Annotated in this window: 13 protein-coding genes; 6 read left to right on the forward strand and 7 right to left on the reverse strand. The window is 63.5% G+C overall.

From position 1 onward, the window contains the following. Positions 1 to 270: 270 nt before the first annotated feature. The 5 genes from BLS26_RS09020 to BLS26_RS09040 are packed head-to-tail and all read left to right on the forward strand — an operon-like array spanning position 271 to position 5374. Positions 271 to 1521: an MFS transporter gene (locus tag BLS26_RS09020; RefSeq protein ID WP_244541889.1), complete on the forward strand. Its 1251-nt coding sequence runs from the start codon at positions 271 to 273 to the stop codon at positions 1519 to 1521. A gap of 35 nt (positions 1522 to 1556) precedes the next feature. Then, a complete protein-coding gene (locus BLS26_RS09025) occupies positions 1557 to 2426 on the forward strand; it encodes a dihydroorotate dehydrogenase electron transfer subunit (RefSeq protein ID WP_092510288.1) in 870 nt (289 codons plus the stop codon). Next, positions 2423 to 3370, forward strand: coding sequence for a dihydroorotate dehydrogenase (locus BLS26_RS09030; protein WP_092510290.1), 948 nt, complete (start codon positions 2423 to 2425; stop codon positions 3368 to 3370). Before BLS26_RS09025 ends, BLS26_RS09030 begins: the two co-directional genes overlap by 4 nt. Next, entirely contained in the window at positions 3367 to 4662 is a 1296-nt protein-coding gene (locus tag BLS26_RS09035; protein WP_092510292.1) for a Zn-dependent hydrolase, read from the forward strand. Before BLS26_RS09030 ends, BLS26_RS09035 begins: the two co-directional genes overlap by 4 nt. 28 nt (positions 4663 to 4690) lie before the next feature. After that, a complete protein-coding gene (locus BLS26_RS09040) occupies positions 4691 to 5374 on the forward strand; it encodes an orotate phosphoribosyltransferase (RefSeq protein WP_092510294.1) in 684 nt (227 codons plus the stop codon). A 74-nt stretch (positions 5375 to 5448) separates the two neighbouring features. Here the strand turns inward: BLS26_RS09040 and BLS26_RS09045 are convergent, their stop codons facing one another. From BLS26_RS09045 to BLS26_RS09055, 3 genes are all read right to left on the reverse strand, one after another. Then, entirely contained in the window at positions 5449 to 5754 is a 306-nt protein-coding gene (locus BLS26_RS09045) for a hypothetical protein (RefSeq protein ID WP_092510296.1), read from the reverse strand. A 133-nt stretch (positions 5755 to 5887) separates the two neighbouring features. Next, a complete protein-coding gene (locus BLS26_RS09050) occupies positions 5888 to 6250 on the reverse strand; it encodes a hypothetical protein (RefSeq protein WP_092510298.1) in 363 nt (120 codons plus the stop codon). Between the two features lie 76 nt (positions 6251 to 6326). Then, a complete protein-coding gene (locus tag BLS26_RS09055; protein WP_092517849.1) occupies positions 6327 to 7589 on the reverse strand; it encodes an MFS transporter in 1263 nt (420 codons plus the stop codon). Between the two features lie 318 nt (positions 7590 to 7907). Between BLS26_RS09055 and BLS26_RS09060 the strand changes: the two genes are divergently transcribed. Next, positions 7908 to 8114: a hypothetical protein gene (locus BLS26_RS09060; RefSeq protein ID WP_092517851.1), complete on the forward strand. Its 207-nt coding sequence runs from the start codon at positions 7908 to 7910 to the stop codon at positions 8112 to 8114. A 71-nt stretch (positions 8115 to 8185) separates the two neighbouring features. On the opposite strand, the gene BLS26_RS09065 is transcribed toward BLS26_RS09060, so the two are convergent. The 4 genes from BLS26_RS09065 to BLS26_RS09080 are packed head-to-tail and all read right to left on the reverse strand — an operon-like array spanning position 8186 to position 13259. After that, the gene (locus BLS26_RS09065; RefSeq protein ID WP_092517853.1) at positions 8186 to 9388 is read right to left on the reverse strand and encodes a Xaa-Pro peptidase family protein; all 1203 of its coding nucleotides are present in this window, start codon (positions 9386 to 9388) and stop codon (positions 8186 to 8188) included. 21 nt (positions 9389 to 9409) lie between these two features. Then, complete coding sequence (locus tag BLS26_RS09070; protein ID WP_092510300.1) at positions 9410 to 10819, reverse strand: MFS transporter; 1410 nt, start codon at positions 10817 to 10819, stop codon at positions 9410 to 9412. A 32-nt stretch (positions 10820 to 10851) separates the two neighbouring features. Beyond that, positions 10852 to 11628 (reverse strand): alpha/beta fold hydrolase, encoded by a 777-nt coding sequence (locus BLS26_RS09075; protein WP_092510302.1) that lies wholly within the window; start codon positions 11626 to 11628, stop codon positions 10852 to 10854. An 11-nt stretch (positions 11629 to 11639) separates the two neighbouring features. Beyond that, positions 11640 to 13259 carry an FAD-dependent monooxygenase gene (locus tag BLS26_RS09080; RefSeq protein ID WP_092510304.1) on the reverse strand — a complete coding sequence of 540 codons (1620 nt, stop codon included), beginning with the start codon at positions 13257 to 13259 and terminating at the stop codon, positions 11640 to 11642. Positions 13260 to 13308: the final 49 nt, after the last annotated feature.

Consider the following 13308-nt stretch of genomic DNA (forward strand, 5'->3'; position numbering starts at 1 on the left):
TTTGTCCGGCGATCCGATCGCCGGCCTAATTTCTAAGCTGTCCATGTTTATAGAATAATCTTGATTTTTATACGACGGCGATGTGAACTGTCATATCGGGATCGGGACGATCGAGCCTCGATAGTGCCAACCCATGTTCCGCGCTTCGCTGCGCGCTCCATGGCGGGCGGAAGATCGCCTCGTCAACGTGCGCCGTGCGAATTTGAAGATTCATGGCTGAGACCGCAGCAAGCGGTCGCAGCCGCAACGCATTTTCGACGGGAGATTCGCGTGAGCCACTTTCAAGACGTCGCAGGCAGCATCACCTCAGATGAATTCTCGCCGGCCAAGGAGACCGAGGCGCGCAAGGCGCTGTTGGGATCGGCACTCGGTTATGCGATGGATGGTTTCGACCTTCTCATCCTCGGCTTCATGCTGCGGATCATATCCGCCGACCTCGGATTTGGCCCCGCGCAGGGAGCCTCGCTCGTCACAGCGACGCTGATCGGTGCGGTGATCGGTGGCGTCGTCTTCGGAATGCTGTCGGACCGCATTGGCAGGGTCCGGGTGCTGACCTGGACGATCGTGCTGTTCGCCGTGTTCACAGGCATGTGCGCGCTTGCGCAGAGTTATTGGGACCTGCTGATCTATCGCACGATTGCCGGCATCGGGCTCGGTGGCGAGTTCGGTATAGGCATGGCGCTGGTCGCCGAAGCGTGGCCTGCCTCGAAACGTGCGCGGGTCTCGTCCTATGTCGGACTCGGTTGGCAACTTGGCGTGCTTACGGCAGCGATCGTCACGCCGTTGCTGCTTCCGGTCATCGGCTGGCGCGGCATGTTTGCGATCGGAATCCTGCCGGCGATCGCCGCCTACTTCATCCGGCATTCGCTGCATGAGCCGGACGTCTTCGTCGAGCGGACCGCCAAAGCGCCGACCGCAAGCCTTCCGATCAATCTGCTCGTCAAGGATGCCGAGACCACCAAGATCAGCATCGGCATGGTCATTCTCTGTTCGGTGCAGAATTTTGGCTATTACGGCGTCATGATCTGGCTGCCGAACTATCTCTCTTCGCGCTTTGGCTTCGGTCTTGCGCAGTCGGCCACATGGACAGCGGTCACCATCGCAGGCATGGCGGTCGGTATCTTCCTGTTCGGTCACGCCGCCGATCGGATCGGCCGCCGGCCCGCCTTCATCACCTACATGCTTGGCGCAGCGATCATGGTGGTGGTCTATTCCAAGCTCACCGACCCGACCGCGCTGCTGTTCGGTGGCGCCGTCATGGGATTGTTCGTCAACGGCATGCTCGGCGGATACGGCGCGCTGATGAGCGAATTGTATCCGACAACGGCGCGCGCCACGGCGCAGAACGTGCTGTTCAACATCGGCCGGGCTGTTGGCGGCCTTGGACCTGTGGTCGTCAGCGCCGTCGCGGCATCGTGGGGATTCGAAACCGCCATCGCCCTGCTGGCGCTGCTCTACATCGCCGACATGCTGGCGTTCTGGCTGCTCATTCCCGACCGGCGCGGCGCCGAACTGACCTGAGCGCGTTCCCCGCCCGATTTCATCGCGAGGCCCTGATGACAGTCCAGCCCCCTGTTGAAGCCACGACCGTGGAATCTGGCGGCGCCGTGCACGGCGCCGCACCCTGGAGCCCTACCGTGGTCGGCGAAGTTGCCGAGGTGGTCGCGAATGATGCCGTCAACCTCGAATATCGCCATCTCGTCGTGCGATGCAGTCCGGTCGCGGCAAGCGCCGTCCCGGGACAGTTCTTCCAGTTGCTGTGCCCGCACACCGATGGCGCTCAGCCCTTCCTGCGGCGGCCGATGAGCCTGTACGGCGCCGACCCGATCCGTCGCGAGGTCGAGTTTCTCTACAAGATCGCCGGCGCCGGAACCCGCGGGCTGGCGACGCTGCACCCCGGCGACCCCATCGACATCATGGGGCCGCTGGGCATCGGCTTCACCATCGACCCGTCGCTGCGACACATCGTGGCGATCGGGCGGGGTGCCGGGCTGGCGACGCTCGCTCCGCTTGCCAAAGCCGCGAAGGCCAATGGCACCAAGGTGACGGCGATCTTCAGCGCCCGCCGTCCCGAACTGCTGGTCTCGGTCGACCTGTTCAAGCGCCACGGCGCCGAGGTGATCGCTGTCACCGACAGCGACAGCACCAGCGGCCCGTCGAACATCGAACGCATCCTGCGTGGCCTGATCGCTGAAAAACGCTCCGATGCATTCTACACCTGTGGCTCCAGTCGCCTGTTGCGCGTGCAGCAGCGGCTGGCGCGCGAATTCAATATCCCGGGCCAGGTGGCGATGGAGCAGCAGATGGCTTGCGGCATCGGTCTTTGTTTCTGCTGTGTGCGCGATTTCAATGTCGGCGGCGAGATCGTGCATCGCAGGGTCTGCTGGGATGGACCCGTGTTCGATATGATGGAGGCGCTTCCATGATCGATCTTTCGGTGCGTATTGGCAGCCTGACGCTGGCCAATCCCGTCATGCCTGCCTCCGGTACGTTTGCCGAAAGCCTGATCCAGGCGATCGACTTCAATCGGCTCGGCGCATTCGTCACCAAGACGATCACGCGCGAGCTCCGGACCGGCAACCCGCTGCCCCGCGTCGTCGAGCGCGCCGGCGGACTAATCAACTCCATCGGGATTCCCTCGAAGGGCGTGCCCTACTTCATCAACGAAACGTTGCCGCACTATGCGCCCTACAAGCCGCCGCTGGTCGTCAGCATCTCGGCGCCGACCGCCGAGGACTTCGCGCAGCTCGCCACCGAGCTGACGCGTGCCGGCGTGGCCGCGATCGAGGCCAATATCTCCTGCCCCAACATCGAGGAAGACGGCAAAGCCTTCGCGATGCGGGCGAGTTCCACCGAGACCGTCGTGCGCCATTTGCGCGCGGCGACGCCACTGCCGCTGTGGGTCAAGCTGACACCGAACACCGGTGATCTGCCCGACGTTGCACGCGCCGCGGAAGCCGCCGGCGCAGATGCCGTCGTGGTCGCCAACACGATCCTGGCAATGGCCATCGACCTCACGACGTTCAAGCCATGCCTCGGCAATGTCATGGGTGGCCTGTCCGGTCCGGCCATCAAGCCGATCGTGCTGCGACAGGTCTACCAGTGCGCCCGCACCGTGAATATCCCGGTGATCGGATGCGGCGGCATTTCGACGACCGAGGACGCGATCGAATATATGCTGGCCGGCGCCACCGCGGTCCAGGTCGGGACGGCAACCTTCGTCCAGCCGGCAGCAATGACGACGATCATCGACGGGCTGGCCAGGTTCTGCGAGCGGCGGGATACTTCGCGCGTGGCCGACCTGATCGGCGCCGTTCTGAACGAAGAAACCGATGAACCCGAACTGGCGTGGCTAGCGCCGACCCCATGACAGCGGCAAACCAGCGGAGCCTCGTTCCCGAGACGAACATCGAGCGTGACCAGGCGTTATGCGAGAGCCTCTTTACGGCGCTGCGCGACGCCACCAGCGACGGCATCGGCATCACCCGCGAAAGTTTCGGGGCCGGCGAATCGCTGGCGCTCGACATTGTCGAAAGTGCCGCGAGGGAGGCTGGCCTTGAAACCGAGCGCGACGCCGGTGCCAATCTCGTGGTGACGCTTCGGGGGACTGATGCGGAGTTGCCGTTCGTGGCCTGCGGATCGCATCTCGATTCGGTTCCGCAAGGTGGCAACTTCGATGGCGGCGCCGGCGTGATCGCAGGGCTCGCAATCCTGGCCGGCCTGAAGCGGGATAACTTCGTCCCCCGACGAACGCTCAAGCTGTTCGGCCTTCGCGGCGAGGAAAGCGCCTGGTTCGGCAAGGCCTATATGGGATCGAGCGCCTTGTTCGGCCGCCTGACGCCTGACGATCTCGCTTCGCCACATGCCGTTTCCGGCCGCCCGCTCAGCGACTGCATGGGTGACGTCGGAGCTGATATCGACCGCATTGCGCGGGGAGAGCCGCTGCTGGACAGCCGTCGCATCGCCGCCTGGATCGAACTGCACATCGAACAAGGCCCGGTCCTCGTGGCACGCGACCTGCCGATCGGCATTGTCACCGGCATTCGCGGCAATGTGAGGCATCGAACCGTCGAATGCGTTGGCGAGGCCGGCCACTCCGGCGCGGTGCCGCGCTGGCTGAGACGCGACGCTGTGTTCGCAGTGGCCGAACTGATCACGCATCTCGACCGGCACTGGCGCACGCTGCTGGAACGCGGCCGCGACCTCGTCATCACATCCGGGGTCATGGGAACCGACAGTACGGAACACGCGATCGCGCGCATTCCCGGCAGCGTCAAGTTCAGTTTCGAGGCGCGCAGCCAGAGTCAGGAGACGCTGGAGGCGTTTTACGACCTTTTCATATCGGAATGTGCCAGCATCGGCGACGACCGCGGGGTCGAGTTCAAACTCGACCGTCGCTTGCAATCGTCGCCCGCCACCATGGATCCCGGTTGGGTCGATCGGTTGCGCACCGCGGCCCGGGAGCTCGGGTTGCCCGATGAAACGATCCCCAGCGGCGCCGGGCACGATGCAGCCGTCTTCGCCAATGCCGGGATTCCGAGCGCCATGATATTTGTCCGCAACGAAAACGGCTCCCATAATCCATTTGAGGCCATGAAAATCGACGACTTCATGAAGGGCGTCGCGGTGATGCGAAAGGTTTTGGCGGAGGCAATCACATGACGCCCCGGTCCATCGGAGAGGTCAGGCCATGACGGTGGAAGACCTCGGCGCGGCAACCGCGCGGCTTCTGATCGAGGCTGGCGCCATCCAGATCAGTCAGGATCGGCCTTACGTGCTGGCCGCGGGATGGGCCAGTCCGGTCTATGTCGATTGCCGGCTGTTGATCGGCGAACCGCGGCTTCGCAGAGAGGCCGTGCGGCTGGCGGCACTGGCCGGCCGCCGATTGCGGGAAACCGTTGGCTTCGATGCGGTGGCCGGCGCCGAAACGGCGGGAATTCCGTTTGCGTCCTGGCTGGCGGATGCGCTGGACGTTCCGCTCCGCTACGTTCGCAAACGACCATTGGGAATCGGCCATAACGCGCAGGTGGAAGGCGGGCCGGTCGACGGGCTGCGCGTGCTCCTCGTCGACGATCTCACCACCGACGCAACCAGCAAGGTTTCTTTCGCAACCGGATTGCGTCAGGCCGGCGCTGATGTGACTGACGTGCTGACCATTTTCTACCACTCGGCGTTTCCCGGCGCGAGCGAACGTCTCGCACAGACGGGGCTAACATTGCATCCGCTCGCGACGTGGGACGATATCATGCGGATCGACCTCAGCGGCCGGCTCAATGCCGGCGACCGGGCGCATATCCTGGATTTTCTCGACGATCCGGTCGCCTGGTCGACCAGGCACGGAGGACGTTCGGCCCTGCCTCCCCGCAAGCGCTGATCTGCACCGGGTGTTGTGCAATGTCGGACGCTCCGAGATTGTTGCCTCGCTGATCCTGGAAGCAGGCTTCCGGATCAGAACAGCTCCGCCGCGGCAATTCTGTTCAGAACTGTCAGCTGTTGCTCTGTGGAACCGTGAAGGGAGCCTTCACCTTCTTCCACCAGACGAAAGAAAACGTCATAGGCTTTTTGCGCGACGTCCACTGGCAAGGGTTCTTCGTCGAACACCGTGACATAGTGGCCAGCCAGGCCAGCTAACAATCTGTAAAGAGCTCTATGGGAGGCATCGGCGGCAAAAAGCTCGAGGGCCTTTTCCTGGAACGTCTTGTACGTTCGAAGGCCGGGATGCTGGGTTGCAAGCCAATCAACTAGTTCGGTCAAAGCAGGATGCTCCTTCTACACCATGAAGAAGCAACCGTTTTTAGCCCAACGGCATCCTCGACGCAATACAAAAAATTGGATAATTCCAAGTTTTTGGCCGGAACCGGGGGCGCGCGGACGTCAGGCCATGGCTTTATCGGCCGCAGTTCCAGACCGGCCCGATCGGCGTCTGGGTCCAGCACGGGCCGAAGCTGCCGCCATTGTAGCGGCCGCCGTAGAAGCCGGGCCGGCCGAAATAGTGCCACTCGTCATCCCAGCCGATATATTCCGGGGTCCGGTCGATATACCAGGGCCGCCGGTTCTGGCGCGCATAGCGCGCAACCCCGGCTTTCTGGGCGTAAAGCGGCAGCGCGTTATTCAGGGGTTGCTGATAGCCCGGCAGGAAGCCGTAGCCATGCCAGCGCGGGGCTGGTCGTTTATGGGCCGGCGCAGCTGGCGCGACGACCGGCAGCAGCGAGAGAACGACAGCAATCAATAGAAACACGAGGCGTGACATCGGCTCAGCATAGACGGCCGCATATTCGGAAGCGATTCAAAAATAAGTGCACGACAACACTGGCGGCTGAACGCCCTCACCGCGCATTCGCCGGTGCGTGCACCGGCCAGAGATCGGCGCGCCAATGCAGCGCGATCGCCATCATCGCGATCAACCCCGAGACCGCATAGAGCGTGCCGGTCGCCGAATAGCCGATCAGATCGATCAGGCTGCCGGCAGCCAACAGGCCGATCGGCAGGCCGTAGATCACCATCATGCGCACGCCCATCACCCGGCCGCGGAGGTGCGCGCTCGCGGTGCGCATCAGGATCACGGCGGCGGCGATCATCGACATGCTCTGGGCGATGCCGGCGAGCACCAGACAAGCCATCGCCACCGGCATGGTTCTGAGCTCGACGAACACCAGCAGCATCGCGTACCAGGCGAGCGTGGCGCCGATCAAAAGCCGGGCGATGCGCAAGCCGCCTGCCAGACTGAGCGTGATCGAGCCGATCAGCGAACCCACGGCAAAACTCGCCGACAGATAGCCGAGACCGGTCTGGTCGGTGTGGAAGATATCGCGCGCCACGTAAGGCAGCAGTCCGTTGGTCAGCGGAAACGCGGTCAGATTGGCGAGGAAGGCGACACAGAGCGCCGCGCGCATGCCGGGACCGCTCCAGGAATAGACAATGCCTTCTTTCAGGTCTCGCAGCAGCGAGGATCCGATCAAGCCATGCGACGGATGACCGATCGGGGCAACGGATTGTTGCGGCCGGGTCAGACACATCATCAGGACGGCTGCCACGAAATAGAGACAGGCGATGACGACATAGGAAAATCCGATGCCGAGAGCGGCGAACAGTCCGGCACCGGTCAAGGCGCCGGCAATGCGCGCGCTGTCCTGCGTCGTGCGTGCCACGCTGATCGCTCCGACCAGTTGCCCTGGTGGCATGATGTCGGCCAGCAACGCACCGCGCACGCCGAGGTCCGAGGGACGGATCAAGCCCATGATCGCAACGATGATCATGACGTTGAATGGCGACAGATATCCGGTCAGTGCCAGCGTCATCGTGGTCGCGGAGAGCGCGGTATACACAAAGCGCATCACGGCCAGAAGATCGCGGTGACCCATCCGGTCCCCGACCATTCCGAGTACCGGCGCGATCAGCGTTCCGACATATTGCAACGATGCGAGCACGGTCAGCAGCAGCACCGAGCCGGTCTCGACCATGATGTACCAGCCGAGCACAAGCGTCTCGATCTCAAACGCCCAGGAGGTGAGCAGATCGGAAGGCCATTGAAAACGGTAGTTGCGGATACGGAATGGCGCGAGCGCGGAAGTCCGCGCAGGTCCCTTCACGACGCCAGGTCCATTCAAGACTCAATGACGCGTTTCACGGCGGCCCTGCCCTTTTCATTGTTCTTTTTGGGAAAGCTTCCCGGTTGGGCAGCAAAGTAGCGCAGGCGACACTTGTGTCAACCCGAGCGGCTGCATGCCGGCATGCCCGGAAATGTCGCTCCAGCGCATTGCAACATGAGGCGCGGCGCCGGTCCGCTCCCGATCGATTCGGGCGCTCGCGCGTCGGTGATCACACGTGATGAAATTTTTTGGGGCGTTTCCCGCACTTGTTCTCAGAAGCCGAGATTGTTCGGCTTCGAACACGATGCGGAGAAGACCATGACCAAATTTACTTTCGTCGCCGCTGCACTGGTTGCCGCCGCCGCTTACGCCACCGAAGCTTCGGCTGCCCGCAGCAACGTCGCGCCGCGGCACAACGAGGCCACGACCAACGCCGCCGGCGATTGTGTGCGGGCTCCCAATGTCGGCGCGTACGCCACAGCGCCCTATACTGTACCGCCCTGCATGCCGAACACGGCGAACTGACAGCGCAAGCGGCCGGGCTGGCGGACTTTCGGCCAGCCCGGCCGGCATCGTGGTACAAGGATTCGATGAAATTACGTATCCGATGCTGGGATCGCTGAATGGGATGAGTTCCATTCCCGGCAGCCGTCGCCCGGTGCTTCCCAACCACCGTCGCGGACGATCAACGTATCCTCGAGCTTGATGTAGCCGCGTGCGGGATGCAGCAGCGCGGTTTCGACCGAAATCACCATGCCGGTTTCGAGCGCGCGGTCGGCATCGTAGGGCGCATACGGCACCGGCCCGGTCGCAGTGAGGCGCGGGGCTTCGTGGCTCACGAGACCGATGCCGTGCGCGGTGAAGTCGAGCACCTTGCGATGGACTGAAGATTTTGCGGCGGCCTCTCCCGCCGCGATGATGTCGCCGCCGAGTGCGCCCGGCCTGATGACGCGGCGGGCGGCCTGCTGGATGGTTTCGACTTCCGCCAGTAATTCGCGGAGCTCGTTGTCCGGCTCGCCGAGTATTCCCATCCGGCTGAGATCGCCGATATATCCCCTGTAGTTGCCGCCGGAGTCGATCGAGATCACATCGCCCTCCTCCAGCCGCTGGTTCGACGGCGCGCGGTTGTGGCTGGTGCCGGCAGCGATCAGGCAATATTCGAACACCAGATCGCGTTCGTGCTCTTCGTGCTTCAGCTGCGCCACAACATCGTGTTTGGTCATGCCCGGCGCACAAGCCTTGAAGGTGGCTGCCATCGCATCGACGACGCGTTCGGAGGCCTGCCGGATCAGTTCGATTTCATTCGGCGATTTCACGGCGCGCAGGCGTTCCAAGACAAAATGCGCCTCGCGCAGCTCGAAACTGTTGAGACCGGCCAGCACGTCCTTGGCGTCCGACGGCATGAAGCCGGCCTCGATGCCGACGCGTTTGGCGTTGCCACCGAGCTTTCTCACATGGTCGACGGCAAGCCCGATCGCATCGATCGTTCCCCATGACGCCGTCTTGACGACGGGGGTCCAGATGCTGCCGAGTTCGCGCTCGAATCCTTCCATGCGGTTGCCGATATAGGCGGCATTTTCGGGATGGCCTTTTTGATAGATGAAGGCCGGCAGATAGCGGCTGGTGCCGATCGCTTCCATCACGTCGAAGAAAAAGAAGCGATAGCCGCCGAGCAGATATTGCACGTTGTGACGCGAGGTCGCGATCAGGACATCGAGACCGGCCTCCTCCATCAGCCGATCGAGCTTGTCGGTGTCGAACGGCGCCTTGGTTGCGGTCTTGCCGGGCATATAATTCATGACATCGTCTCCCATCCTACATCACGCCGCCGTTTTTGCCGTCATTGGCTCCGCTGCCGCGCTGCCGGCCCGGTTACCGAACAGCGAGACCGCGCGCCCGTGCGGCTCGACACCAAGGAAGGTAAAGGCGAGACCGACCAGAAGGCCGGTGCCGGCCAGAAAGACAAACGCCGGCAACACCGCCGATGCGGTCGCGTGCGGCTGCACCAGATTGTCCGCGCCCGCGATCAGCGCCAGGCACAAGGGGCCTACGATCTTGCCAACGCCGTTGGCGAATTGGGCCAGACCAACGGCACGGCCACTAAGCTGAACCGGGAAAATCTCCGCCGGATATGGGCCGATGTTTGCGAACCCGCCGTCGAAGAACAGCGCGCCGATCACCAGGAAAACCAGGAACAGCGGCACCGAGCCGGCAAAATCGTTGTGGAAGTAGGCCGCGAGCGCCAGTGAAATCGCCGTGCCATATCCCATCAACTGGCCGCACGGCTTGCGGCCAACTCGATTGGCCAGAAAGGCAAAGCCGGTGCGGCCGAGCACGCCGGCAAGGCTGACATAGATGAACATCTTCGCCGCATCCTGGGGTGCTACGCCGAGCAACAGCGCGACGATGGTCGGCCCCCACAGGAAGACGCCATAGTTGGCCGTGCTGGCGCCGAACCAGATCAGCACCGTCAGCCAGAAGCGCCGCTGCTCGGCATACAGATCGGCGAATCGCGCCGGGCTCGCCGCCGGAAGCGTCGGCAGCGCAAAGGACTGATCGCCGACCCGGTAGAGTTTGCGGATGCTGGTCTGCGCTTCCCGGATGCGGCCCTTGCTGATCAACCAGCGCGGCGATTCCGGCATGATGATCATGGTCAGGACCGCAAGGATGATCGGCAGGAATCCGACCGCGGCAAGCCCGCGCCAGCCGACCAGCGGCAGCAGAAAACTCGCCGTGATCGAGGCCGACAACACACCAAAGGCGACGGGAACGACCACGAGACTCGTGACCAGCGTCCGATGCCGCGTCGGCGCGAATTCGACGATGGCGGGTACCGCGGCCGCGGCGCCCGCCGCGAGGCCAAAACCGACGAAGAAGCGCAGGCATGCGAAAAAGATCCAGCCGTCTTCCGGGATCAGCGCAATCGCGCCGGAACTGAAGCCGCAGATCAGCACACCAATAACCGCTAAAGGCTTCCGCCCGAAACGATCGGCGAGGAAGCCCGCGGCCAACGCGCCCAGCATGGCGCCGATGCCGGCGCTCATCAGCATGATCGAGGTCTGCCCGAAGGTCAGATGCCATTTCGGCGCCAGCACCGACACCAGAAAGCCAACCACGAAGAAATCGAAGAAATCGACCACGCCGGTGACGGCAAACAGAATGATCGATAGCCAATAGCGCGTCGTTACCGGCGCTTCGTCGAAAGCCACTGCGCTCGCCTGGTCAGCCATGGTTTCCCCCTCTGTGTTATCGGTCCGTCTTTTTACGAAGTCAGAAATGCGATCACCGCCTCCGCCACACGTTCCGGCGCCTGGATCGACGACACATGGCCGACCTGTTCGATCACGCGCGTCTCGACGCGCTTGAGACCCTGCGCGATCGCAAATGTCTCGACGTTCGGAATCAGGCGATCATCGCTGCCTGCCAGCAGCAGCGTCGGTCGATCGAACGTCGCAAGATCGGCCGCGACCGGTTGCGCGAGGAGCGCGCCGCGCCGCGCCTTTTGTCCGTCGTCGCGGCTGTTGCCGCGGAAGATGTCGATCAACCCGGGCCGCGCACGCAGGCACTCCGGCGGAAAGAAGTATTCCGCGATTTTTGGCGCGTTGCCGGCGGTGTCGGCGCGGTAGGAAGCGAGCGTGCGGAACGCGTCCGGATTGACCTCCAGCGGGCTCTTGTTGATCTTCCAGGTGCTGCCGAGGATCAGCCGGTCGATGCAGTCGGGATGCCGCGCCGCCAGCGCCTGCGCGATCTGGCCGCCGAGCGAGGTTCCGAACACGTGCGCTCGCTCGTGACCGAGGCCACGGATCAAAGCGGCGGCATCGTCGGCAAGATCGGCGAGCGAATAGGACGCCGGCGGATTTTTCGTCGCACCGGAGTCGCGCTGGTCATAAGCGATGACCGTGAAGTGGCCGTTCAGTGCGTGCGACAGGCCGTCGAACATCGCGTGATCGGCCTCGCCGCCATGCAGCAGAACGACCGGCGCGCCGCGGCCCGAAGTCTGATAGGCGGTCGCAACGCCGTTGGCTTCGAAGAATTGCATCGGAGCCTCCGCTAGTGCAGCAGCGTCGAGAGCGCGCCGGCGAGCTCCTTCGCCGGATCCGACGGCAGCCACGGCATCCGCCACGCCACATGGCCATCGGGCCGCACCAGCACCGCGCCGCGCATGCCGAGTTGAAACCCTTCGGCGGGGTCGGCCGCCGGCAACTGCTTCAGCGAGAGCGACACGCCGGTTTTTTCGGAAACCTGCCGGCCCGCTTCGAGCCACTCGTTGCCGAGCGGACCGGTGACAATCGCGAATTCCTTGTCGAACCAGTCCAGCGTCGAATGCTTGCGCGGCGAATCCAGCCACATATGCGGAAAGCGCGCGCCGGGGCGGTCGGACGGAGTGTAATAGCGGGAGTTCAGCGCCTTCGCGACGGTGCCGTCGGGAATGACGGCGCCCTCTTCATAGTTGTGTCCGAGATTTTGCCCGATGCTGTGCAAGTGGTTGTCCATATCGTTGATCCAGAACTTGATCCGGTCCGGATTGCGCGATCGCACCGCGTCGTCGGTGAGGCCGATGCGCAGACGGTTGCCGAAGCTGAAATTGGCGTTGGACTGCGCCACCGGACGCCGTTCGCTCGAATAGCTGTCGAGCAGCTTGTCGTCGGCTAAACCCTTCAGCACGAAGGCGAGCTTCCAGGCGAGATTGTGCGCATCCTGAACGCCGGAGTTCAGACCAAAACCACCGGTCGGCGGGAAACGATGGGCGCAGTCGCCAACCAGGAACACCCGGCCCTTCCGGAACGTCTCCGCGACCTGCATGCTGACGCGCCAGATCGAGCGGTTGAGCAGCGTCACATCGAGGTCCGGAATGCCGACATGCCCGCGCGCGATCTCGATGAACTCCTGATCAGTCCACGGCCGCTCGCGATCGTCCTTGGTCTGCCCGATCTGCGTCACCGTCAACCAGCGATCCCGGCCGTTGGTGTTGAGGATTCCCGCGCGCGGCAGGCCAGGCTTGTCAGGAATGACCATGAAGCCGGCGGCCTCGCGCGCGATCGGTAGAGAAGACAGATCGGCCCGCCAATACTCGTTCGACATCACCGCCAGCGTCGACGGTCCGACCATCTCGATGCCGGCGCTGCGGCGGGTCCGGCTGCCGGCGCCGTCGGCGGCGATGAGATAGGTCGCGCTCCACTCGGTGACTTCGCCGGTCTTTTCGCAGCGCGTCTTGACGCGAACGCCGCTGTTGGTTTCCTCGAAGGATTCACACTCGGTGCTGAATAAAACGGTGGCGTGCTTCGACTTCTCGACGACGCGGAGGATCTCCTCCTCGACCGCATCCTGCGCGACCAGGCTCTTCCAGGCCGGGGTATGTCCGACATTCGGCTCCGGGCGGGTGCGGCCGTATTCATGTCCCGCGATGCTGTCGAGGAACACGAACATATCGGAATTTTCCTGCAGCCCGCGGTCGCGGACCGCGGTCTCGATCCCCCACTGCCGAAAGATCTCCATGGTGCGGACCCAGCAGCCGCGCGACTTCGGATGATCTGTCGTGGTCGAGCTCTTCTCGACCACGACGCAGTCGATGCCGAAGCGGTCGAGCAACAGCGACATGGCGAGGCCGACCGGGCCACCGCCGGCAATGAACACTGATGTCTGGCGCGTTGCTTCCGCAGCGATGCCCATGCGCGTCTCTCCCTGTTTTCCTTGACCGGAGAGTGCGCCGATTTTTGTA

Origin of the sequence: Afipia sp. GAS231, assembly GCF_900103365.1 — a bacterium.
Classification (GTDB): Bacteria; Pseudomonadota; Alphaproteobacteria; order Rhizobiales; family Xanthobacteraceae; genus Bradyrhizobium.